This window comes from Bacillus sp. ISL-4, from assembly GCF_018613275.1.
In the GTDB taxonomy this organism is placed as follows: Bacteria; Bacillota; Bacilli; order Bacillales; family DSM-1321; genus Peribacillus; species Peribacillus simplex_E.
Window position 1 is genome coordinate 391317 of sequence record NZ_JAGGQN010000012.1, and the last position, 25289, is coordinate 416605.

The window sequence follows — 25289 nt, forward strand, 5'->3', positions numbered from 1 at the left end:
CTCCCTTATTCCCTAACTTATTCTACCATGTTAAAAGCAGTACAATCTTCTTCTAAATTCCAAATGAATAATTTTTTGTATAAAAAAAGAGCCTTCTTATCGAAAGCCCCGTGAATAACTATTATTCATCTAGATTTAACTGCCCTGCCCTTCACTAATGGAAATCGCTTCTTCTCGGTTGTATCCACCTGTGTGATTTCACCATCATGTATGGTTATTATCACGGATCCATATTGCAGATCTTCCAAGCTTGAAATGATATGCCTGATTTTCAATTCTTCTTTCTTTTCCATAATATCTCCCCTTCACTACTGGTAATAAAGCTTCGTTTCATGCCCAATGTTTAAAGCGTTCGCACGAAAAGCACACGTACGCTTCCCGCTTTCCATGTTTTCTTGAGGAACTTGGTTTACCTATCATATCCTCATCATTACTTTCCATAAGAATAACCAGTTAATAGGAACTCCACATTCCCCTCCCCTCACTATAAAAAATAAAAGGCACCCGCCATCTAACAGAAGTAGATGTAAGGGTGCCTTTAGTTGACTAATCGGCAATATTCGTGAGTTTCATACGTTATAGAAAAATACGATTCAAAGCGAAAACCACATTATTCTTACCAACTAACTTGGTATTTACTAATATAATCCAATTCCCTTGTTTTGTCAATACGAATTAGAATTTTCTGATTAGTCTGCGTTTTACATTTTACTTATTTACCACTTTACCAAACTAAACTATTTGAGATATACTATTTTAGTATAAGTTGTCGGTATAAACACACACACTGTATTTAAGAAAGGTTCGATATAAATGGTAAATAAAAAATGGGGTTTATTGATTTTGACCACATTCGTTATTGGGAATATGGTCGGCGGCGGAATTTTCATGCTCCCTGCTCAATTAGCACAGGTATCCAGTCCATTAGGGGCCACGTTGGCATGGATTGTAACTGGACTGGGAGTCTTTCTAATAGCTTTGGTGTTTGGTAACCTGGCAATCCGGAAACCGGATTTGAAAGCTGGACCGCAAAGTTATGCTCAATCATTATTTAAATCCCCTGCTAAAGGAAGGGTTTCAGGATATAGCATGGCTTGGGGCTATTGGGCTGCGAATTGGGCTGCGACAGCTTCTGTCATCATTTCATTTGCTGGTTACCTATCAACGTTTTTCCCGGTGATGCATAGTGCGAAAGTGATTTATACAGTCGGTTCGTTTCACCTTGAACTAGGTAAAGCATTAACGTTTGCGGTATGTTCCATTGCCCTTTGGGGGATTCAGGCAATCTTGGTGAGAAGTTTTAACAGTGCTGGGAAAATGAATCTTTTTGCTACGGTTACCAAAGTGCTTGGATTCTTATTTTTCATCATTATCACGATATTCATCTTCGATACTTCCAATCTAGGGAACGGAGCTGAATTTTATGATAAGGCGGGATCTGCAATCTCTTTAGGCGATCAAGTGAATGCTGCTGCAATTTCAACATTATGGGCCTTCATCGGTATTGAAGCTGCCGTCATGCTTTCAAACCGAGCCAAGTCACAAAATGATGTAAAGAAAGCGACGATTCTTGGTTTACTTATCGCTGTTGCCATTTATATCGCCATTACTTTATTGACGATGGGTGCCATATCACAAGACGATTTGAAAATATCACAAAAACCGCTTGTTGACGCACTGCAAGCTGTAGTTGGTTCAAGCGGTACGTATTTAATGGCTGCTCTTGCCGTCATTTCCTTATTGGGATCTACAATCGGATGGATTGTCGTTGCATCAGAGGTTCCTTACCAGGCAGCGAAATCGGACCTGTTTCCGGCCTATTTTGCGAAAGCGAATAAAAATGGCACACCCGTCCGTTCTATGACAATAACAAATATCATGACACAGATATTCTTATTCTCCACTATTTCGGGTACGGTTCTGGAAGCTTATAAATTCTCGATGATCGTCGCTACACTCGCTTATTTGATTCCGTATCTTGCTTCGGTTCTGTATCAATTGAAACTAGTCATGACTGGGGAAACCTATGACATCATGAAAGGCTCAAGGGTACGTGATGGCATTATCACCATCCTGGCGTTAATTTACTCGATCTGGGTTATCAAGACAGGTACAGCTGATATGAATACATTCATACTTGGCATAGCCTTATATGTATTCGGAATCGTCCTATACCCACTATGGATGAGAAAAAAAGCATAACCTTAAACACCTTGGCATCCATAAGTGCCAAGGTGTTTTTTTATATATCTTTCATAATCAATCTAGTTTTCAGCTGAACCGTTTCCCCTGAGCATAATTCCCTCAATCCAGTCATTTCTGCAGACAAATCCAAATTAGGAGCATTCGTTACCCATGTATATGGTTCAGGACAGACGAACCCCTCCTGGTTGAACAATACCCAAAACTTAAAGTGTTGATCGCCATGATAGATGACCTGTATGCCAGCCTCTTGGTCAGTGAGTATGCACTCGTTTTCCAGCGCTCTTTCCTCATCATAGCCAAATAGGTCATCAAATAGCCGGCCATCCAAGCTAATACCGTTTTGGATTTCCATTGTATTGGCCGTTTCATGAATTGCACCAGTAGGCAATGACCTTTCATTCAATTCCCAATGTTTATTGACGGGAAGAGATATACTGCAATCCTCCAATTTACTCCTAGGTCCAAATGGAAAATTGAATACAGTATGATAACCTGCTCCCCACGGAAAGGGTTCAATGCCCTTGTTGGTGATTTCCAATTGTATTTCCAATGTTTCTGCCTTTAAAGAGAAAGACATATTCACGTTGATATCTTGTGGAAAGCTACCTTTTAGATCAAAATCGCTGCTTGAAAATTCAGTATTAATGACGATTGCTTTCCCATTCACTTCCTTTTTGCAGACTTGCCACGGCTTGTCATGCAAAAAACCATGAATATGATTGGATTTTTTCATTTCATTGATTGGAAACTTATACACAGTCCCCTTATATGTAAATCGACCATCTTCAATTCGATTAGGAGGAAACAGGATTGGCATTCCGTATAAAATGGGAGCTTTTTTATACTCTTCCACACTATCTGGAGTGCGCAGCAACTCAATATCCTTATGCTTGTACCTCAACGAAAGCAGATTGCTTCCTAAAGATGGCGCAAGTATCGCTTCCACTTTTTCATTGCCGAACTTTATGGCCTTTTCATTTAAAAAAGTGATATCTTCAATGTAACCCTTCACTTTTTCTCCTCCTTTGACTTGAACATATATCCATCCTACTTCCACGGCCCATTTTTTGCAACAAATGGAAAATATATATTTCTGAGTTTGAAATAAGTGTTGGTAATCTAGGACTTTGCTTAGTTCGTTTTACTATTTTTCTATCTCTTTTATTCTTTTCCTCCGCACAGATCGACTTGTGCCTTATTAAATAAAAAAGGATGCCGTTTACGGCATCCTTTTTTACTTATCTATTACTTTCACTTACTAAAGCCACTATGCCTTCTTCATCATCCAATACAAGTTCAATACCCGAGTATGGATCTTTATTCATATATTCATCCAGCCATAAGCGAAGCGCTTCTATCAAGTTGATGGTAATTAACACTTGTTTCCGGCCATCGACGAACGCTTCCGCCGAAAAGCCATAATCATCATCAAACATTAACTCCACTTCGACCTCATTGGGTTGTACTTGTTTTTTACGGGCAATGTAAACACAAACCGCATTGATGATATCTTGTTCGGAGATCCTTAGCCTCTCCATGGGTTTGTATCCTCTTTCTTCTTCTTATCTTTGAAATATGTGAATATTTTACGGATTACAACGATTAATACAACGACCGCTAACACGTTGATTAATAGACCAAGTATAGAACCAAGGGCTCCCATATTGGCGAATAGGCTACCAAAAAGTAAACCTGCCAGTCCACCTAGCATAATTCCTTTCATTAAGCCTCCTTTTGAGAATGTATTTCCACTCTTGGCTTTATTAGCAGTAGTAGCATCTGACTTCTTCGTTTCTTTATTTTGGAAATTTGAATTATTATTATTATTATTATTATTATTGTTGCTGTTAAAACTTCTTTTTCCGGACTTGTAACCCCTTGCATCGACTGACTCCGAATGATCTTGGAATACATAAGTGCCGACTGGCGAGAATGCTAGTGTAATTGCAAGTAATGCAGCCATAAATTTTTTCATCATGTTTTTTTGCCTCCGTTTAATAGTATGGAATGTTGTTTCATTATATCTTTTCCCAGATTAACTGAAAGTCCACATCACCTATCCTTGTTTTATCTTATAGTATTTACGTTTAATTTCAAAATAAGTTTCACTTTTTTCGATTTTTTTCAAAAAAAAAAAAATAAGCAGGGGCCATTTTCTCCCCTGCTTACTTAAAGAACGATTAGTTTACACGAACGACACGGCCGTTGAATTTACCTGCCCAATATCCGCTTTCCATATTGGCGATCGCAACACCTGTTGAACTTTGGGAACCGATAAATTTGCCGCCGCCGACATAAATACCGACATGCCCATCAGTTTTATAGGTATTGAAGAACACTAAATCTCCAGGTTGTTTTTGACTACTAGATACTTGACGTCCTGCACTTTTCAATGCATCCGTACTTGCTGGAAGGTTCACACCAGCTTGTTTATAAGCCCATGCAACGAATCCTGAACAATCGAAAAGACCGTTAGCGATATCGGATGCCGTTCTTCCGCCACCAAATTTATATGTGGAGTTACCGATATATTTATAACCTGCTGTAATTGCAGAGCCTGTATTTGCACTGCTCGGCTTGCTTGATGTTTCAGTTTTACTGGCTGCAGGCTTGCTAGCTGCTGCAGGTTTATCAGCAGAACTGTTTTTAGATGAATTAGATGATGATTCACCTTTAGACGAACCAGATGCTGACGATTCAGCTTTAGAAGGACTTGATGATTCTTCACTAGAAGAACTTGATGATTCTTTACTAGAAGAACTTGAAGATCCTTCACTAGAAGCATTTGAAGAATTCACTTCTTCAGCAGCACGATCAAGTTCTGCTTTTTCTGATGCTTTACGTTCTTCCTCTTTTTTGATATTTTCACGAATGGACGCAATTTGTGCTTCCAAACCGGCATCTTTATTTTCTAAAGAGTGTTTTAGGGCCGCTGTTTCCGATTCTTTCTCTTCAATCTTAGCCTTCATATTAACAGTTTCAGCTTTTTGATCTTTAATTTGAGATTGCATGCCTTTAAGCTCTACTTCCATATCCTTTAGGCTTTGCAATTTTTTCTCAACAGTCGCTTGCTTTTTTTCTAAGTCAGCTTTATCCGCTTCCTGCTCTCTAAGAATCTGTTGGTCAGCTTCCACGATAGTGGCTACCGCTCCAACACGATTAACGAATTCACCAAAGCTTTTAGAACCTAAAACAACTTCTAGGTACTCAACGTCCCCGCCGCTTTCTTGGAATGAAAGCGCGCGCTCTTTCAAGACTTCCTCGCGTTTTGCGATTCTTTCTTCCAACGTTTTAATTTCTTTCTTTAAAGAATCTATGTCTTTTTCGGTGTCTTCAATTTCTTGTTTAGTATCTTTGATTTTTTGGTCATTTTCTTTCATTGCCGATTCGATTTGGGCAATTTGGGCATTCATTTTCGTTTGTTCTTTTTTCAATTCCTGAATAACTTGTTCTGCCTCTGAAATATCTGATTGTATTCCTGTGCGTTGCGATTGAATATCCGAGATAGATTCAGCCTTTACAGACGGTATGGCAAAAGCGCTTCCTAATCCAAGCATAATTGTCGTGTTCAATACGATAAGTTTTTTCTTCAAACTCATTTCCCCTGCTTTCCTCCCCTTGCATTTCCATCGACCCACTTCTTTTTCTCTATGAAAAATACTTAGTCAAAATAAATTGCTGGGAACTCTTCTCTATTTTTTTTACTCTTTATGTAAGCTTCTAAGGTTGAGATAATATTAAATACATTTCTTATACTCTACTATGTTTTCATCTAAGTCGTAGTATATCATCAGATTTTGTCAAATGCGTAATAACAATATTACAATTATATTTCAATTTTAACATTAACCATAAAAATTCGACTTTTCCATGTGATAAAACATCCAATATCTTACATAACCACCTTCGTATTTTGATGCAAGACTTTCTATCTAGTGTTTAGCACAATGTGACCATAGACTATTGGCGGGTAAAAACTCACCATTTCCGAATGCATGGAAGCCCTTTTGCAACAGATTGCAGCTTATTTACCTTTCGTACAGGAAGGTCCTGTTGTCAGCATCATTAAAAAAACTAAAAAAACCGCTCTTAGCGGTTTTTCCGTCAATATTCGACCCATTCTTAAATCCCAGCCATAAAATCGACAAAAACTCTCAATTCTTTTGGGCGGACATATACCCTTTCCCCCTTGCTTATTCCCAGATTCAAATATTGTTCTTTCGTCAGTTCGATTTCCAGCGGTTCGTTTGTATCCTGACGAATGACTTCTATCCGGACGATGGGGCCAATTGTATGGATATGGTCAATGATGGATGCAATCGAGTCCTTTTCCGATGGTTCTCTTTCTATGATAAAGTTATGATTCCTTACATAACCAGTGCCCATTCCATCTTCAATGTCCGGGGCGTTCATTTCCACATTCCCAGTTACCAATTTCCCTTTATGGACGTTGCCCTTTAATAGATTGACACTGCCGAGAAAATCATAAACAAAGGGATTTTCAGGGTGATCATATACTTCTTCCGGAGTTCCAATCTGTTCAATTTTCCCTTCATTCATGATTACGACCCGATCGGCAACATCCATCGCCTCTTCTTGATCATGCGTCACGAACACACTCGTAACATTGAATTCGTCATGAAGCCTTCTTAGCCAACGCCTAAGTTCTTTGCGAACCTTGGCATCCAGTGCCCCGAATGGTTCATCAAGCAATAGGATATTCGGTTCAACTGCAAGGGCCCTTGCCAATGCGACACGCTGCCGCTGGCCGCCTGATAATTGGGATGGATAACGATCTTTATATCCTTCCAACTTGACAAGCTGAAGCAATTCGGTAACTTTTTGTTCAATAACTTTTTTACTGGGCCTTATTTTTCTTGGGCGGACCTTTAATCCATAGGCGATGTTATCAAAAATCGTCATATTACGAAAAAGGGCGTAATGTTGAAAGACGAAACCCACATTTCGATCTTTTACATGTTTATGCGTATAATTCTCTTCATTGAAGAGGATCTTTCCGTTCTCTGCTTGTTCAAGACCAGCGATGATACGCAGTAATGACGTTTTTCCCGATCCGGAAGGGCCAAGGAGGGCTACGAGTTCACCGCTCTTTATTTCCAAATTGATGTTTTGGAGTGCTTGATAGGACCCGTAATATTTTGTAACATTTTCAATGATGATACTCATTTCATTCCTCCTAACTCGCTTTGGTTGATTTAAAGTCCGTTTTCCATTCTATGAAACTTTTAATGATCAAGGTCATGATTGCAAAGATGGACATTAGGGATGCAACGGCAAAAGCAGCCGAAAATTGATATTCATTGTATAAGATTTCAATATGAAGCGGCATCGTATTGGTCATGCCCCTTATATGACCCGATACGACCGATACAGCCCCAAACTCCCCGATTGTCCTTGCATTACAAAGGATGACTCCATATAGAAGTCCCCACTTTATATTGGGAAGCGTCACATACCAAAATGTCTTAAACCCTCCAGCACCCAGCGTGAGTGAAGCCTCTTCTTCAGACGTCCCCTGACTTTGCATGAGCGGGATCAATTCGCGTGCAATGAATGGGAAGGTAATGAAAATGGAGGCGATGACAATCCCAGGTATTGAAAAAATCACTTTAATGTCAAAGGATTGCAGCAGTGGACCTAATGTTCCATGTAAGCCAAATAGAAGGACAAAAATCAACCCAGCAATGACGGGTGAAACGGAAAAAGGCAAATCTATCAGTGTTATTAAGAAGTTTTTTCCCTTGAAATCATATTTTGTTATGGTCCACGCAGCCACAACCCCGAATATGGCATTAAGTGGCAAGGTAATGAGGACAACGATCAATGTTAACTTAATCGCAGCCAAGGAATCAGGATGTGCAATGGCCGCAAAATAAGCTTCTGCACCTTTTTCAAAAGCTTTTACAAAGATTGCGATTAATGGGACAACTAAAAACAAAGTCAAAAATAGCAAAACAATGGAGATAAGGACCCATTGTATGGATTTAGGCTCTTTTGTTGCGTTTCTCGTAATACTGACTGGGTGCTTCGTTTTAGCAACCACTGAATTACCATGTTCCATCATATCCCCTCCTACTTCCCTGTATATCTTTTGCCGGTCCACCATTGCAAGATATTGATGGTAAACAAAATTATAAATGTAATAATGAGCATGACGGCCGCAACAGCTGTTGCCCCTTCATAATCATATTGTTCAAGCTTTGTCATAATGATCAGAGGGGAAATCTCCGTTTTAAACGGCATATTTCCGGCAATGAAGACAACGGACCCATACTCTCCAAGTGCCCTCGCAAACGAAAGTGCAAAACCCGTCAATATCGCTGGAATCAATTCCGGGAAGATAATTTTAATGAATGTCTGCATTCGATTCGCCCCTAAAGAAGCAGACGCTTCTTCCATCCCTTTTTCAATATTTTCAAGCACCGGTTGAACCATCCGCACCACGAATGGAAGACCGATAAATATTAGGGCGATGATGATCCCGGCAGGAGTGAAAGCGATTTTAAAGTCGAAAAATTGTCCGATCCATCCGTTCGGTGAGTACAAGGTGGTCAAAGTAATCCCTGCCACGGCAGTCGGGAGGGCAAAAGGCAAATCCACCAGTCCATCGATGATCCGTTTGCCGGGAAACTCATAACGAGTAAGCACCCAGGCAATTAGCACGCCAAAAACTGCGTTCACAAAGGCCGCAGTTAACGCTGTCATGAAACTCAATTTATACGAAGCAACTACCCTCGGCTCAGTTATGGTCGCCCAAAAGTCCTGAAGCCCCATTGAAAATGTGTTTAGAAAAACCATGGATAACGGGATCAAGACGATGATCGAGAGATACAGCAACGTAAAACCCATCGTCAATCCAAAACCGGGTATGGTCCTCTTTTTCGTCTGTTTACCTTCTGTCACTATATTCATAGCTTCGCCTCAGCTCTTTTTCCGATTTATGAAGGAGAAGGTGATAAAGCCATCTTCTCCTTCATGCTTATTACTGTTGATAAATCTCGTCAAATGTACCGCCATCATTAAAATGTGTTTCCTGGGCCTTTTTCCAACCGCCAAACGTATCTTCAACAGTCACCATATCGATTTTTGCAAATTGGTCTTCGTATTTAGCGAGAACCTTCTCATCCCTTGGACGATAGAAGTTTTTCGCGGCAATTTCCTGACCGACATCCGTATATAGGTATTCCAGGTAAGCTTCAGCCACTTCTTTTGTTCCTTTTTTCTCAACCACTTCATCGACAACAGCTACCGGTGGCTCTGCTAATATACTGATTGAAGGATTGACAATTTCATATTTGTCATCACCGAATTCTTCCAGTGTTAAATAGGCTTCATTCTCCCAAGCGATAAGTACGTCACCAATTCCCCTTTCTACAAAAGTGGTGGTTGCACCGCGGGCCCCTGAATCCAGGACTTCAACATTCTGATAAAGTTTTTTCATGAAATCCTTCACTTTTGTTTCGTCATTATCGAAATTCTTCTCCGCATAAGCCCAGGCAGCCAGGTAATTCCACCTTGCCCCTCCGCTTGTCTTCGGATTTGGTGTTATGACGGATACATCCTTTTTAATAAGATCATCCCAATCTTTAATGCCTTTAGGGTTATCTTTTTTCACCAAAAACACAATCGTTGATGTGTATGGTGTCGAGTTTTCCGGTAAACGTTTTTGCCAATCCTTCGCTAATAGGTTACTAGCTTCATAAATGGCATCAATATCATAAGCCAATGCCAATGTAACGACATCCGCCTCCAATCCATCAATAACGGCCCTGCCCTGTTTACCAGATCCGCCATGTGATTGTTGAATCGTTACATCCTGACCGGATTCTTCTTTCCAGTGCTTCACGAACGCTTCATTGAATTCCTGGTACAATTCCCGTGTCGGATCATATGACACATTCAAAAGCTCGACTGACTTTGATGTTCCTTCCCCTTCCGTTTTTTCCGAGTTGCATCCAGCAAGTACACCGAAGGATAAAATCAAACTTGTCAAAAACATCAACTTTTTCATGAACTTCCCCCTTTTTTACAACAAAAAAGGCATGCTATTTCCCTTCATTTATTAAGGAGATAGTATGCCTTCAGTTCTCTGATCAGCAAATATTCTGATTTTTGTATATCCTTACCATAAAACAAAGTTTACATAGTTGTCAACTGGGTATTACATGTCCTTTTATTTAAATTCATTACGTTTAGAAAGTTAAAGTATTTCCCAAACGAAAAGGGCTCGATCCAACGGGAAAATCGAGCCCTTTAATACGGCCAACACTTATGAATTTGATGCTTTTTGATACAGCTTATTGTCCACGATATACTTATAACACTGATCAGGCAGTAAATATCTTGGTTCCCCGCCCATCGTGAATTCATCCCTAATATATGTAGAACTGATTTCCATGGAGAGGCCTTTATCAATAAGGTGAAATGTATTGCCGTCATCATAATTCCTTAGCAATGGACTTTTGGATATGATTTTCAGCATATCTATCCCATCCCGCGCCATGACGATGAATTTATGATTGGCAATCAATTTTTCCCTGAATTTCCATCGTAAGTGTACCGGTAACTCCTGATTATCAATATCTTCAAGTAAATCTGCACCCATTATGAAAAAAACTTCGTCCTTTAGAAATCGTGATTTAAAATGTTCCATCGTATACCAAGTATATTGTTTACTCATCCCGGCGCGTTCATTAATTTCATAATCACTAACTTCGAATAGCGGGTTGCCCCCTATTGCGAGCTTGAGCATTTCCCAACGGTGTTCATTGCTCGTTTTCATCTGCTTATCGATACGGCCATTTGCGCAAGGTAAAAAAATCACCTTGTCTAGCTTTGCACGATGCGCAATGGTCGATGCTGTCCATAAATGCACATTCGTGACCGGATCGAAGGAAGATCCATAAACTCCAATTTTGCCCATCCCTATCTCCCCCATCTGCTTTTCTTTTTCCAAGCGGCCCTGACCGGACTCCCTTCCCCGGCTTCTTATGCAACCGGCAATGCAGCCAAATCGTACAGTCCAGGTTCCAGTACATCAATGACCAGCCCTTCCATTGACCTGTTGCCAGCAACAACCGCCGGCCCCCTTTATCCTTCGAAATCTTTAATGCCAATGCTTTCCAGCTGCATCCACCTTTACTACAGTTGCAGTGCCAATATATAAATATGGCTTCTTTCCATTTCCATCAAAATGAAAGGAGAGGCATCAATTTGAGTTCCTAATGTGTACTCATCCGTATTTTCCCTACATTGACAGTTGCCCCTTCAGCCCTTCAGCCGATATGAATATTGTGTATCTCCTCGCCAATATAGCGTATCTTCATTCAGGCTCTAAAAGTATCTAACCACGAATCCATGTATATCTCCCGCAAGTCCAAGCCTACAGTTTGGTCCTTAATGTCCAAAGCTCAGGAAAAAATGGCTGTTCGACCACTTTCTTCAGATAACTTACACCGGACGATCCGCCAGTTCCCTTTTTATTACCGATGATCCGTTCGACGGTGCTCATATGATTGAATCTCCAGAATTGTTGTTGACTTCCAATATCAACGAGCTTTTCGGCCAACTCATACAAATCCCAGTATTTATGCACATCACGGTAAACTGTCAGCCACGCGTTTTCAACACTTGCATTTTCCTGATAAATTACAGACCAATCCCTATTGCGGACCGATTGATCAATGGGAAGCCCTCTTGCAGCCAAAGCCCCTATAGCCGCATCATAAATACTAGGTTTATTCAAGGCTGCCATCATCGACTCATAAAGCTCGGGCTTGTGCCGGAAAACGGCCAATATATGCGAATTCTTTTGACCCATTGCAAATTCTATCAACCTGTTCTGAAACGATTGAAACCCTGAAGAGTTCCCTAGTTTCTCCCGGAATTCCATATAATCGGATGGCGTCAAGGTCGAAAGCACATTCCAGGATTGAACAAGTTGCTGCTGGATTCTGGCCACTCTGGATAGCATCTTAAAGGAAGGCTCCAATCGTCCTGCCTCAATAAGGGCTGTTGCTGCAGTCAATTCATGGAGGATCAATTTCATCCATAATTCACTTGTTTGGTGAATGATGATGAACAACATTTCATCGTGATGACCGGAAAGCCGATGCTGACTTGATAATATTTGATTTAAATGCAGGTAGTCCTCATAGGACATATCTTTTTCAAAATCAGTTACCATACTTTCTTCCAAACGATGTTCATCTCTTGGACCCTTATCCATACTATCCCTCTTTCCCTTTACATTCTTTTGATTTTCGACATCAATACATAAACGATGCAAAGAAAGATCAGCCAAGGAACACCGAACTGGAGCACAATTTTAAACGGGCCAGTGAACCAGGTAGATACCGTCAAAGCAAACAAAAGAATTGCACCAAGAATCGTTAGATATGGAAATCCATACATTTTAACCGGTAATTTGCGTCCCCCTGATTTCTCCCACCTCTTCCTGAAAAATAAGTGGGAAATGAACACCATGAACCAGGTAAAAATGGCTCCGAACATCGATATCCCCATCATGAATGCATATGAAGTATCAGGAAGCAGGACCTTTACTCCTGCAGCAAGAAATATGCCCAAAGTAGATATGAGAAGGGCCATTACCGGGACTCCTTTATTGCTCACTTTTTGAAATAGGGCTGGAGCCTGCTTCTGCTCGGATAATGAAAATATCATTCTGGTGGAGGCATATAATTGACTGTTCATTGCAGATATTGCAGCGGTTAAAATAATGAAATTCATGATCCCCGATGCCCCGGGAATATTCAGGATTTCCATTACCCTAACAAATGGGCTTTTATCAATACCGGCCGATTGCCAGGGAACAATCATTAACATGATCCCGATTGTCAGTACATAAAAAGTGGCAAGCCGGAAGACAGTTGCCTTCAAAGCTTTAGGGACGGCAATATCCGGATCCTTCGCTTCTCCCGCCGTCACCGCAATCAACTCAGTTCCTAAAAAGCTGAAGAGAGAAATGAATATGGCGACCCAGAGCCCCCAAAAACCGAAAGGCATAAAACCGCCATCATTGGCAAAGTTCTCTACACCGATCCCGCTTGAAGGTTCGGCGCCAATCACCACGTAGGCGCCCAGTAGTATGAATATGACAATGGCGCTGATTTTGATCATGGAAAATACATACTCAAAATTCCCGAATGTATTGACACTCGTCGCATTTACATAGATTAGCAGTGCAGCAAACAGGAAGATCCAAACGCTCCCAGGTACATCCGGGAACCAATATTTCATGTAAACAGCGATGGCACTCACTTCGACACCAATGGCAAGGACATTCGCTATCCAATATGAATATCTCACAACAAATCCCGCAAATGGACTTATATATTTTTCAGCAATGGTTCCAAAAGATCCCGATGTTGGATGGGCTACAGTCATTTCCGCCAAACAGCCCATCAGTAGCAGGACAATGAATGCACCAATTGCATAGCTGATAAGTACACTGGGACCTGCTGTAGAAATCGCAAGGCCGCTCCCCAAAAATAATCCGGTGCCAATTGCACAGCCCATGGCAATCATTGTGATTTGACTCGATGATAATTCACGATGCAGCTTATTTTTCTCCATATGTTGCTCCCATTCTAGGCAATGATTCCCCTTTTATTTTCATAGTTTTCATATAATCTGCCTGGCGGCCCCTTCCGTCCAGCCGTCTATTCCATACCTTTTCCAATCTTCCTATGACTTCATTAAACTTTTCTCAGCCCGCTTCGATAAAAGTCCCAATGAGTCGTCATCCATATAAATCATCCCTGGGTTCAAATAGAACTCCTCTCTGTAAGCAACTAATGGATCTTCCTGATCCAAAGTTTTCGCATAATCTTTCGTTGACATGAAATTATTGATATCCATGTTCTCCCCGCTTACTTCCCATCCACTATTTTTCACTTGTAAATCCCTACCCCTTCCCATGCCAACCTTATCATTCTGTCAGGGTCTTTTTCAATATAATCCTTTTTATCAAAAATCATGGTGTAGTGGTTGGTTTCATCATATTTCGGCCAAATTTCACCTTCCGGGGGATTGGGGTTTCCATGTTTCGCAAAGTTGACCCAGTGGCACTGCATTCTATGGGAAACCTTTAGGGCAGCTGACCTTGAACCAAATGAAGTAATCCGTTTCCCAAATGCCGAGTCGAAAGTCTGGAAGGCAAAAGGGATTTCCATACCATGCGTCGCCCCTAATTTACTTATGCGCATTGCCGCCGTTTTATAATCAAAACGGTACATCCAAGTTTTTTCAAAGCGGCTGTATGCCTCTGCATACCAAACCGAGGGAATATGGAAAGTCGCATCACGGCCAATGCCAAGCACAGCTTTCTTTTCTGGGTAGTTTATATAAGCATTCGTAATTCGCTCTTTCGCCTCTGGATCTGTATTTTTGAACATTTTATGAATCATTGCCGCATTAGTTGGGATTAAAGGGGGATCCATCTGTTCGAATAATGTCGCTTCGTCCCTATTTGTTCCTATAAGCAAGGATATTCCCTTTGCTTTTCCGGATCGAATCGAATCTAGTGGATAATTGGGCAGGAAGTCACCATCTACGACAGGTCCAAATGATAGTGAGCCCGGCATAGCTTGTGAGTTTTCCCGTAAGAGTTTGTAGGAGGCCGCGACAATCTCTTGAACTGGAAGTGTTTTTAACCGATGGATTTCATTCTTTTCAATGTCCAATATCTCAAGGAACCTTTCACTGAATCGGCGCGCAAATCCTTTTCCGTAAACAGATGTCGGAGCGGGACTTTCTGCAATGGCCTGTTTAAAAAGACCTCTCGCTGATGGAACAGTAAGTAAAGTCGTAACCGCATTGCCTCCAGCTGATTCACCAAATATCGTAACATTATCAGGGTCGCCGCCAAACGCTTCTATATTCTCTTTAACCCATTTAAGAGACGCAACTTGATCACGTAAACCTAAATTGGTTTCAAATATTTCCCCATCACCTGCAAACTCGGTAAAATCCAGATATCCCAGTGCCCCCAGCCTATAGTTGATGCTTACTACGACTACATCTCCATTTTTAGCCAGTAAATGTCCATTGTACATATCAATGGATCCAGCTCCCGTTATATATGCTCCTCCAGGAATCCAGACCATGACCGGGCGTTTTTTATCATCAGCTCTAGGTGACCAAATATTCAGGAACAAACAATCCTCATCCATTTTTTCATTTCCGGCCATTCCTGTTCTTACCGCCCGATCCATCGGCTGCGGGGGAATGGGACCAAAATCCACTGCATCCATGACACCGCTCCACTTATCAACTGGCTCAGGTGAGCGGAAACGCAGACCATCAATCGGAGCTTTCGCATACCTGACTCCACGCCAAACGCATATATCGTTTTCCATAGTACCTTGAAGATGTCCTTTTACCGTCGTAACAATTGATCCAATCATTCCCTTTCACCTCTTCATAATAGTAGTAGATATTTAAGTTCTTCTTTTTTCATTCCCTTATATCCTTCATCTTTATCGAAAAAAAGATCTATAGAGTCAGTTCAGCCAAAATTAAGTACTGCTATCGTATAAAGCTCAGATTATGAGTTTGGATGTAGATTTTCAAATGACCAGTTCAACAAAAAAAGACCCAATCAGGTCTTTTTTGTTGAACTCGGCAATTAGCTTAGGCGAGCATGGCAAGGATACTCAATAAAGAGCTGCCCCGAACGGAAAGCTGTTGTGCAGCATATGTTAATTGCTGTTCATCGAGCTGTTCCAATAAAGGCTTTAATTCTAGCAATTCATTCTCCAGTCCTTTAAGGTCTGTAGATAGCTTGTCCACCATCAAGAGCACTTGCTCAGAATCAACAGTGGTTTCCGACCAGACTTGTAACCGTTCCTTGATTTCAGTCAAAGGCATATTCTGTTCTTTATACCGATTAATCATTTGAAGACGATTTAAAGCATCTTCTGTGTAATACCGATATCTTGACCCAGTTTTTTCATAGTTCAGCATTCCTAATTGTGTGTAATAGTCAATGGTTCTTCGCGAAACATTCGCAAGTTCAGCAAGCTGGCCAATCCGATATATATTCACCCAGATAGTCACCTTCTTTTAAAAATCTACTGTTAACGATACTATAACATAACTATCCAAAAAGGTGACTTCGAGGATGAAACTATTAGACTACTTTATCCGAATTGTCCTTCAACTGCTTCTTGGCAAAATACAGGGCATCTTCCTTCGATTTAAAAAAGTGCTGTTTATCTATTTTATGATACAACCCAGTGCTGAGTAACAATTCCTTGGGTTGCTGCTGGATTCCGGAAATGATTAATTTCCCCTTATATTTTCCGATGCGATTAACAATCGCCAATAGTGCAGCCTCTGCTGAAGTGTCCATATATGTTACCCGGCGCATGCTTAATACCAACACTTTCGTCTTATTATCCAAGTTCTCCAATATCGATGACTCCAGGACGTCTATCGAACCAAAGAAGAGGGGACCTTCCAAGTTATACACATTGATTTTTGAATCCGAATTATCAATTGGAACAATCTCGGTAATCTCATGACTTCTTTCCCTGACTTTTAATGTGTGGCTCATTTTTGCAATGAAGGTGATGAAGGCAATCAATAAGCCGATTCCAACTCCCATAATTAAATCAGTGAAGACTGTGACGAGGAAGGTGACTAGCAAAACCGCAGAATCCGCCGTCTTCGTTTTCAATACATGAGCGAATTCCTTTCTTTCACTCATATTCCAGGCAACAAACATCAATATGGGCGCCATGCTAGCCAAAGGTATATGTGCTGCATATGGAGAAAGCACCAGCAAAACCAGTAAAACTACAATTCCATGAATGACTCCGGACATCGGGGAGGCTGCCCCGCTTTTTATATTGGTAGCTGTCCTGGCAATGGCACCTGTTGCAGGTATCCCGCCGAAGAATGGGGTCGCGATGTTCGCGATTCCTTGCCCAACCAATTCCTTATTACTATCATGCTTGGTTCCCCCCATGTTATCGGCCACGGTAGCGGATAACAATGACTCGACACCACCTAACAAGGCAATCGTAAAAGCAACGGGAAGGAGTGTGATAATGACTTCCACTGATAGCTCCGGCACTTGAAATTCCGGAAAACCTTTCGGAATCGCTCCATACGTGGAACCAATCGTAGCCACCTTATCGGGAAATAAAAAGTAGGCTGCCATTGTTGATATTAGCAGACCCAGAAGCGGTCCTGGCACTCGTGGCAATAGTCTAGGTGCGAGCAGTATGACGATAAAACATATTATCGCAACTATCACACTATATAGATTGATCGTGTCTGCTTTAATCACCAGTTCCTTCATGTTATCCATGAACGCTTCATGTTTTTCCACTTTCATACCAAAGAAGTTGGCAATTTGCCCTGAAAAGATTATTATCGCAATTCCTGTTGTAAATCCAATGATGACGGGACGGGGAATGAACTTCATCAAATTGCCTAACTTAAGCAGACCCATCACGACTAACATCATTCCGGCTAAAAACCCGGCAATAAGCAGGCTTTCATACCCATATTGCATAACGATTCCAAATAATAAAGGAACGAACGCCCCGGTTGGCCCTCCAATTTGATACTTGGAGCCACCCAAAATCGATATGAGGATTCCTGCGATGATGGTCGTATATAACCCGTATATCGGTTCGACGCCTGAAGCAATTGCAAAAGCCAATCCTAAAGGGATGGCTACAACACCTACGACCAATCCTGCCGTTACGTCCTTTTGAAAACCCTTCATATTATATCCTTGAAATCTAGAATCTTTTATCATCTTTTTAAAACTCACATCCTTAGTCGTTTTTTTAGTTGGGATCTGCCATCATCAGGAAAAATGACATTCTTTCATCTTAGAGGGAGTTGCTTGATCGAAATTAATCTAACTATTGTAGGCTTTTTCAACGGGACAAACCATGCGGGGGGACTTTTCAAAGCTAAGAAATAATCGTCATATGTAATCTCCTTATGTTAAGTTATTTGACATGGTCTCGACCACGCTTCAACATTATACAGTAAAACGTAAAACTGTACATTGTTAGTAACGTTAACATTTGTTTACATTTTTTTGAATCTTTTTACATTAACATTACAATCTGGGACCATATTTCCAGTCTAGTTAATTTGAAGCCTGAGATTCAGACTACGAATCAGGAGGTTTGAACTTTGGACTAATTCCCCATATCAGAAAACTTGATTAATGACCAATAGAAAAAGCATGTTTTGAGAAAGATCGCTCAAAACATGCTCTATAAAAACTCAAGGCTCTATATACGTTTTCTTACAGTTTACAGCTCTTCTCCTCTCGTCTCGATAATATGCTTATACCAATGAAACGACAGCTTCTTTTTCCGGTTTAACTGATCATGATGATCCACGTAAATAAATCCGTATTGCTTCTTATACCCGTTTAACCAACTTAATAGATCAATGACAGACCATGCGTAATATCCTTTTAAATGGATGCCTTCTTTGATTGCTCGCTTAATCACTTTTAAGTGTTCCTCAATATATTTAATACGGGGAACATCCACTATTTCACCATCGATAATTGGATCCTCATCACCTAGTCCGTTTTCTGTAACATACATTTTAATATCACCATAACGCTCTTTTAACATATGCAGCCCATCTAAAAATCCTTGAGGTGAGATTTCCCAGCCCCATTTTGTATATGTTTTATCTTCCATTTTTACGGTCCGATAAAAGCCATCAAAAGACGGGTTTCCTGGAGCTAGAGTAGATGTTTCTCTTGAATGCTCCATGTTTGAAATGGCTTCCCGATTTTTTTCCACACGAATGGGCTGGTAATAATTGAGTCCAATAAAATCATTTTTCCCCGCATTTCTTTTTAGCGTATCCAGTTCTTCTTCGGTCCAACTTGGCGTCCAGCCTTTCTCCTTTAATTGCTCAACCACATAAGCTGGATATTCACCTTTTAAAATTGGGTCATAATACCAAAAAGTTTCATATTCATTGGCATGCCGAGCAGCTAATACATTCTCATGTTTATCATCAATACTATAAGCTGGCAGGAATACATGGGTAATCCCAATTTCACCGTAATGATTCAGTGCCTTGTATACCTCTACCGCTTTGGCATGTGCATAAAAAACGTAATGTGTCGCTTGAAAGTATTTATTTTTATCATTTTGGATTCCAGGCGGGTGCGCTCCTTTTAAATAGCCCAAACCGCAAAACATAACCGTTTCATTAAACGTGATCCAATGTTTGATGCGGTCCCCGAATGCGCGAAAGCAAATTTCCGCATACTTGACGAATGCTTCAGCCGTTCGCTTATTCGTCCATCCCCCATCTTGTTCAAGCGTCAAAGGCAAATCCCAATGGTACAGAGTAACAAATGGAACAATCCCATATTTTAAGCATTCATCAATAACATTATTATAAAATTCCACGCCTTTTTCATTTACTTCCCCGTCACCTGTCGGCAAAATGCGTGCCCATGAAATGGAAAACCGGTATGATTCAAGTCCCATCTCTGCCATTAATTTAATATCTTCTTTGTAACGATGATAATGGTCTATCGCTACATCCCCGTTTGTACCTTCATATGTTTTCCCTGGAATCTTTGAAAAGACATCCCAATTCGTTATACCTTTTCCATCTTCGTCCCATGCTCCTTCTATTTGAAAAGAAGCAGAAGCTGCTCCGAATAAAAAATCATGTGGAAATTTCATTACAAACCCTCCATTTTTATACCCACTTATAAAATTGATAATAATATATTTTATTCATTGGTACAAATATCAATATGATTATATTACTTTCATTCATATTTGACTACATAAACTTTTCATTAAAGATAGTATTTACTATGAAGAATGGATAAATCCAGAATCAATAATTCACGAAATTAAATGACGTTAATTCCGCAGAATCAATCTCGCTTTTTAGCAAAAGGTGAATAACTTATTAGTTGTTAGTTTCATATGAACAAATACAAAACCCGTCCTCCTTTGGAGGACGGGTAACATATTATTCAAGACATTAACAATCACTCCACAACCGGGAGCCAACCTTTTATCCCAATCAACTTTTCCCAAAGCGGATCTGGAATGACCAGTTCATCCTGATCTTTTTTTGAGAGGGTAGTCCGTATTTCCGCTTCTTTTCCAGACCTGATTTTTTCAATCCAATGCGGTTCCATAAGAAGCTCACGGCCAAGGGCGATAAAAGGGACACCCGTTTCCATAGCTTCTGCAACTTCATCAGGTGTATGCAGTGATCCTACGCCGACCACAGGGATACGATTACCTACTTTATCGTAAATTTTAACGATGCGCGACTTTGTCCTATCACTCTCACGGAATGAGCCATTCCAGAAGTGACCTACCGATATATGTAGATAATCCAGGTTTTGATTCGCTAGTCTGTCAACGAATTGGATCGTATCATCTAAAGTAATTCCAGGATTGCTGCCTTCTTCAGGAGAAAGGCGGTAGCCGATGATAAACGGCTTTTTCGCATGCTCGGCAACCGTTTTCTCGACTTCATTCACAATGGTAAGCGGGAAAATCAATCGTTTTCCCAGTGTCCCACCCCAGTTATCCGTACGACGGTTCGAGTGTGGCGAGAAGAATTGTTGGAGCAAGTACGTATTGGCACCATGTATTTCCACACCATCAAATCCTGCTTCGATGGCCCTTCTTGTTGCTTCACCAAATGCCTTAATAGCGTCTTGTATTTCGTCTTCACTCATTTCCCGCGGTACAGGTGCTTCCTCGTTTGAAGCAATGGCACTTGCAGAAACAGGCTGGTTGTCAGATAATAATTCCGGCGGACTTTGCCGGCCTCCATGATATATTTGCAGAATCGCTTTGGACCCGTTGGACTGGATCGTTTCAGCTAGTTTTCTCAAGGATGGGATAAAGGAATCGTCATCTGCACTAAGCTGGCCTGGGAATCCCTTTCCTCCAGCAGATACATAGGCACATGCCTTGACCACCGCACCTACACCAGCCGAGCGCTCAGCGTAATAGGCCAGTTCATCATCGGTTACAACGCCTTGATCATCCGAAGAATAAGTGGTCATAGGAGCCATCATGATACGATTTTTCACTTCTACCCCTGATGGAAATTTATATGGTTGAAAGATCTTTTCGTATTTTTGATTCATGCCAATCCTCCCCCTTTACTCTTAGTGGTGATGATGTCCGTGCGGTTCTTTAGAAGGGTTCGTGATTTCAAAGCCTTCTTCAGGTACATAAAAATATTTAATCCAGACACCATCTAGAAATTCCTCACGTGAATCAAGTAAAATATCGATATCTTTATCAGTTTTGACGATTTCATCATGTTCAGCCGGTGTATCTAGTTTCATGTCATAATAGGCATGATCGCCATGCATATGGGTGATATATACACGAATCTTCTTCCCTTCAGCTTCTTCAGTGCTCAGCATTTTTTGTAAGACCTTTGCTGCATTACGATTAATTTTGCATTTCATGTCCATTCCCCCAACAATAAAATTATCCCTGTACTGAATTCTACCCAATTACGGGTTATCAGTAACATCCATTTTTACCCTTCCTTATTGGCCATGTCCACTCAAATGCTTAGCGGTCTGAAGGAAAGACAATGCCGATTTGCTTTCTTGCTTCATCCATGATTTCCATAGTCAATAGTGAATTCGAATATGAATTTATATCGGACTCCATTTTCCCCTGCTGTATCAATTCAACAAATTCTTTCGCTTCATAATACATGGTAGGCATATCCTGTTTAACCGAAATATTTTCAGTGGTTCCATCCCGATACTGAATATCCACCGCTTGCGGTCCTGAAATTTTCTGAATGATGATGCTTCCAAGTTCACCTTGAATTTCCGAAGGCAAATTGGATTCAGTAATTTTGGAGAATATGACGACTGCCTCCATTTCATCATAGGAAAGCAGAATCGTACCTTGCCCATCGACCCCTGATTCAAGCAACGTTCCTGATGCCTGTACCTTATTTGGTTTTCCGAACAGGACAACAAGCGGATAGAGTACATAAATTCCAAGATCCATTAAAGAGCCACTGGAGAATTCAGGATTGAATGCATTCAGCACAGTGCCTTGTTTATACGAATCATATCGAGATGAATATTGGCAAAAGCTTCCCGAGAAACGCCGTACCTTCCCGATTTTATCCAGATTCCCCTTTATACTTTCGAAATTCGGCATGATGGTAGATTTCATCGCTTCCATCAATAGCACATCATTTTGTTTTGCAGCCTCAATCATTTCCCTTACTTCTGCCGCATTTGAAGCCATTGGTTTTTCACATAATACATGTTTTTTATTTTGTAAAAACAACACGGCTTGCCTGCAATGATGAGAATTAGGGCTTGCTATGTATACAGCGTCGATTTCATTGCTGGCGGCCATTGCTTCTAAATTCGTAAAAGTCGTATGTACTTCGTATTTATTGGCAAATTCCTTGGCCTTCTCTTCTGTACGTGAGTACACGGCTGTTAACGATAAATCCTCTACATGCTTTGCAGCCTCCAAAAATCGTTCCGTGATCCAATTTGTACCTATTACCCCTAATCTTATCAACATCCTATCCCCTTTCAAGCTAACTTAATTATGTCCTCAATATACAGACATTTCACTGAAAAACAAAGTTTAATGAACACTCGCAACTGTTTAAATTGGATTTTTTAGGCAATGTTCGTTTATAATTTTTCTATAATACCACTGCCATGATGTTTCTACATACTCCCTAACGGGAAAGCAAACTTAAAAGGAGCGTGTGAAGTTTATGACAGAATTAATGAAAAACAAAGTTGCCATCATTACCGGTGGAGGATCGGGAATTGGCCGGGGTGCCGCACTGAAACTAGCTGAAAACGGCGCGAACATCATCTTTTTTGACCGTACAGTTGAAAATGCCGAAAAAGTGAAGGAAGAAGTCGAAAACCTTGGTCGAGAGGCTTTAATCATTAAAACGGATGTTTCCAAGGCTGAGCAAGTTGAACATGCCTACAAAACGGCCCATGAACATTTTGGGAAAATTGATTTTGTATTTGCAAACGCAGGCATTAACGGAGTGATTGCCCCTATAGAAGATATAAAGCCAGAAGATTGGGATCAGACACATACCATCAACCTCAAAGGCACCTTTCTCACCATCAAATACGCCATTCCCTACATGAAGGAAACCGGTGGCAGCATCGTAATCAACAGCTCCATCAATGGAAACCGATATTTCAAGAATTTTGGTTTTTCCGCTTATAGTTCATCCAAAGCTGGTCAAGTCGCTTTTGGGAAAATGGCTGCACTCGAATTGGCAAGATATAAAATCAGGGTAAATACCATTTGTCCCGGCTCCATCGATACGAACATTCACGATAACACATTCCCGGAAGATGAAAACTTAAAAAAAATCAGGATTCCCATTGAATATCCGCAAGGCTCTCAGCCCCTGGCGAAGAAGGCGGGGACTACCGAACAAGCTGGTGATCTCGTATTGTTTCTAGCATCAGACATGTCTTCCCATATTACGGGCACGGAAGTTTATATCGATGGAGCAGAATCACTATTATGATTCATACTTACGCCCCCTAAAGGAAAAAGCTGAAATCCACATCAGGGATTTCAGCCTTTTCTAATTAAACTCGCCTTAACCCACGACGGGCAAGGATTAAATAAGTGCACATGGCGATGACATGACAACTTACCATCACAATTCCCATCGGCAAGGGTGACTCACCTGAACCTAGTCCCACCAAGGGAGCCATTAGTGATCCTAATATGAAAGGAAGCAGGCCAATTAAAGCCGAAGCACTGCCTGCTGTTTTTTTATGATTTTGCATCGCTAAAGAAAAACTCGTTGTACCGACAATACCGACGCTGGAGACGGAGAGGAATAAAGCGACCAAGATTCCTGCCAACCCAATTTCGAGAAGGACTGAGGCAAGAAGTAATATTCCCCCAAACAAAGCTAGACATAATCCCATTTGAAGCAGTTTTTCTTCTTTAACCTTCCCTGCCAGCTTCCCGGCAACTTGTGAAGCGATGATGATCCCAATTCCGTTTATTGCAAAAATCAGACTGAAGGTCTGTGGGGAAACGCCATAAATGTTCTGGAGAACAAAAGGTGATCCGGAAATATAAGCGAACATTGCGGCACTTATGAATCCTTGTGAAAAAGCATAGCCCATAAACACACGATCTCTCAATAAGTTTCCAAATGTCCTGATAGTATCATTTACCCCACCTGCACTTCTGAGATTAGACGTTAAAGTTTCCTTTATCCCAAAAAATGCAGCCGCAACCATAATGATACTTAATACTGAAATGACAACGAAGACTCCCCGCCAAGACGTGAACTGCAAAAGTTGACCGCCAAAAACCGGAGCCAATATTGGTGCCGCCCCATTCACCAGCATTAACATGGAGAAGAACTTGGTCAAATCCGATCCTGAAAAAAGATCACGAACTATCGCCCTTGAAATGACAATGCCCCCCGCTCCCGCAATACCTTGGATAAATCGTATTAATAAAAGCAATTCAATGGTTGGAGCAAAAGCGCATAACAGAGAGGAAATGCAATAAATGGATAAAGATATGATTAACGGTGTCCTTCTTCCTTTTGCATCACTTAGCGGCCCTAAATAAATTTGTCCTAAAGCCAATCCTAACAAGCAGGCAGTCAAGCTCAGCTGTGCTAATGACGTACTGCTTTTCAGATCCTCTGCCAGTGTAGGGAGACCCGGTAAATACATATCAAGTGACAGTGGTCCAATCGCTGCAAAAGACCCCAGCATAAGGGCCATCAACAGCCTTTTGGATTTAGTCATTTCGTTGCCTGATGATATCGTTTCCTTCATTTCAATCATTATTACCCCTGTCCCTTTCAACTAATTGTTTTCCCTGAAAACTCGACTTTCTTTATTTTACAAAAGATCCGAACAATTTACGATAAGTATGCTTCCCTTGAATGGGATTCTTCCCTCCAGCACTCTATTAAGTAATGCTTCAAAACCCAGAAATCTTCTAAAAAGGAAAAATCTTAAATGAGGAAATATATTTGAAGATACT

Annotated in this window: 23 protein-coding genes; 2 read left to right on the forward strand and 21 right to left on the reverse strand. The window is 40.9% G+C overall.

Translation table 11 applies throughout. The features are described from left to right. Positions 1–125: 125 nt before the first annotated feature. On the reverse strand, positions 126–293 hold the full coding sequence (locus tag J7J00_RS11340; RefSeq protein WP_098371233.1) for a YezD family protein: 168 nt from the start codon (positions 291–293) through the stop codon (positions 126–128). Positions 294–813: 520 nt separating this feature from the next. Between J7J00_RS11340 and J7J00_RS11345 the strand changes: the two genes are divergently transcribed. After that, on the forward strand, positions 814–2202 hold the full coding sequence (locus tag J7J00_RS11345) for an amino acid permease (protein ID WP_141992495.1): 1389 nt from the start codon (positions 814–816) through the stop codon (positions 2200–2202). Between the two features lie 40 nt (positions 2203–2242). Here J7J00_RS11345 and J7J00_RS11350 read toward each other — a convergent pair whose 3' ends face one another. The 19 genes from J7J00_RS11350 to J7J00_RS11440 form a co-directional block, all read right to left on the reverse strand. Beyond that, on the reverse strand, positions 2243–3217 hold the full coding sequence (locus J7J00_RS11350; RefSeq protein ID WP_214790663.1) for an aldose 1-epimerase: 975 nt from the start codon (positions 3215–3217) through the stop codon (positions 2243–2245). A 226-nt stretch (positions 3218–3443) separates the two neighbouring features. Then, positions 3444–3743, reverse strand: coding sequence for a YxcD family protein (locus tag J7J00_RS11355; RefSeq protein ID WP_214790665.1), 300 nt, complete (start codon positions 3741–3743; stop codon positions 3444–3446). Then, on the reverse strand, positions 3731–4180 hold the full coding sequence (locus J7J00_RS11360) for a hypothetical protein (protein ID WP_214790808.1): 450 nt from the start codon (positions 4178–4180) through the stop codon (positions 3731–3733). Before J7J00_RS11360 ends, J7J00_RS11355 begins: the two co-directional genes overlap by 13 nt. A 205-nt stretch (positions 4181–4385) precedes the next feature. After that, complete coding sequence (locus tag J7J00_RS11365) at positions 4386–5798, reverse strand: C40 family peptidase (RefSeq protein WP_214790667.1); 1413 nt, start codon at positions 5796–5798, stop codon at positions 4386–4388. Between the two features lie 529 nt (positions 5799–6327). Further along, positions 6328–7392: a sulfate/molybdate ABC transporter ATP-binding protein gene (locus J7J00_RS11370; RefSeq protein ID WP_214790669.1), complete on the reverse strand. Its 1065-nt coding sequence runs from the start codon at positions 7390–7392 to the stop codon at positions 6328–6330. Between the two features lie 10 nt (positions 7393–7402). Then, positions 7403–8287 (reverse strand): sulfate ABC transporter permease subunit CysW, encoded by an 885-nt coding sequence (gene cysW / locus J7J00_RS11375; protein ID WP_214790671.1) that lies wholly within the window; start codon positions 8285–8287, stop codon positions 7403–7405. Between the two features lie 11 nt (positions 8288–8298). After that, positions 8299–9138, reverse strand: coding sequence for a sulfate ABC transporter permease subunit CysT (gene cysT / locus J7J00_RS11380; protein ID WP_214790673.1), 840 nt, complete (start codon positions 9136–9138; stop codon positions 8299–8301). Positions 9139–9208: 70 nt separating this feature from the next. Further along, complete coding sequence (locus J7J00_RS11385; protein ID WP_214790675.1) at positions 9209–10237, reverse strand: sulfate ABC transporter substrate-binding protein; 1029 nt, start codon at positions 10235–10237, stop codon at positions 9209–9211. Between the two features lie 258 nt (positions 10238–10495). Beyond that, the gene (gene nadD / locus J7J00_RS11390; RefSeq protein WP_214790677.1) at positions 10496–11149 is read right to left on the reverse strand and encodes a nicotinate (nicotinamide) nucleotide adenylyltransferase; all 654 of its coding nucleotides are present in this window, start codon (positions 11147–11149) and stop codon (positions 10496–10498) included. A gap of 459 nt (positions 11150–11608) precedes the next feature. Continuing rightward, positions 11609–12454 carry a tryptophan 2,3-dioxygenase gene (gene kynA / locus J7J00_RS11395; RefSeq protein WP_098371242.1) on the reverse strand — a complete coding sequence of 282 codons (846 nt, stop codon included), beginning with the start codon at positions 12452–12454 and terminating at the stop codon, positions 11609–11611. 17 nt (positions 12455–12471) lie between these two features. Then, on the reverse strand, positions 12472–13821 hold the full coding sequence (locus J7J00_RS11400) for an amino acid permease (protein ID WP_141992500.1): 1350 nt from the start codon (positions 13819–13821) through the stop codon (positions 12472–12474). A 111-nt stretch (positions 13822–13932) separates the two neighbouring features. Beyond that, a complete protein-coding gene (locus tag J7J00_RS11405) occupies positions 13933–14142 on the reverse strand; it encodes a hypothetical protein (RefSeq protein ID WP_214790679.1) in 210 nt (69 codons plus the stop codon). Continuing rightward, complete coding sequence (locus J7J00_RS11410; RefSeq protein ID WP_214790681.1) at positions 14139–15653, reverse strand: carboxylesterase/lipase family protein; 1515 nt, start codon at positions 15651–15653, stop codon at positions 14139–14141. Before J7J00_RS11410 ends, J7J00_RS11405 begins: the two co-directional genes overlap by 4 nt. A 226-nt stretch (positions 15654–15879) precedes the next feature. Then, positions 15880–16293 carry a MerR family transcriptional regulator gene (locus J7J00_RS11415; protein WP_157831082.1) on the reverse strand — a complete coding sequence of 138 codons (414 nt, stop codon included), beginning with the start codon at positions 16291–16293 and terminating at the stop codon, positions 15880–15882. A gap of 85 nt (positions 16294–16378) precedes the next feature. Further along, positions 16379–18019 (reverse strand): SulP family inorganic anion transporter, encoded by a 1641-nt coding sequence (locus J7J00_RS11420; protein WP_214790683.1) that lies wholly within the window; start codon positions 18017–18019, stop codon positions 16379–16381. Between the two features lie 511 nt (positions 18020–18530). Further along, entirely contained in the window at positions 18531–19940 is a 1410-nt protein-coding gene (locus J7J00_RS11425) for a glycoside hydrolase family 1 protein (RefSeq protein WP_214790685.1), read from the reverse strand. A gap of 317 nt (positions 19941–20257) precedes the next feature. Then, entirely contained in the window at positions 20258–21379 is a 1122-nt protein-coding gene (locus tag J7J00_RS11430) for an NADH-dependent flavin oxidoreductase (RefSeq protein ID WP_214790687.1), read from the reverse strand. Positions 21380–21400: 21 nt separating this feature from the next. Continuing rightward, positions 21401–21709 carry an iron-sulfur cluster assembly accessory protein gene (locus tag J7J00_RS11435; protein WP_214790689.1) on the reverse strand — a complete coding sequence of 103 codons (309 nt, stop codon included), beginning with the start codon at positions 21707–21709 and terminating at the stop codon, positions 21401–21403. A 109-nt stretch (positions 21710–21818) separates the two neighbouring features. Continuing rightward, positions 21819–22802 (reverse strand): Gfo/Idh/MocA family protein, encoded by a 984-nt coding sequence (locus tag J7J00_RS11440; protein WP_214790692.1) that lies wholly within the window; start codon positions 22800–22802, stop codon positions 21819–21821. 205 nt (positions 22803–23007) lie between these two features. Here J7J00_RS11440 and J7J00_RS11445 point away from each other — a divergent pair, with 205 nt between their 5' ends. Continuing rightward, the gene (locus J7J00_RS11445; RefSeq protein WP_144526978.1) at positions 23008–23793 is read left to right on the forward strand and encodes an SDR family oxidoreductase; all 786 of its coding nucleotides are present in this window, start codon (positions 23008–23010) and stop codon (positions 23791–23793) included. Between the two features lie 64 nt (positions 23794–23857). Here the strand turns inward: J7J00_RS11445 and J7J00_RS11450 are convergent, their stop codons facing one another. Then, complete coding sequence (locus J7J00_RS11450) at positions 23858–25078, reverse strand: multidrug effflux MFS transporter (RefSeq protein ID WP_214790810.1); 1221 nt, start codon at positions 25076–25078, stop codon at positions 23858–23860. Between the last annotated feature and the right edge of the window lie 211 nt (positions 25079–25289).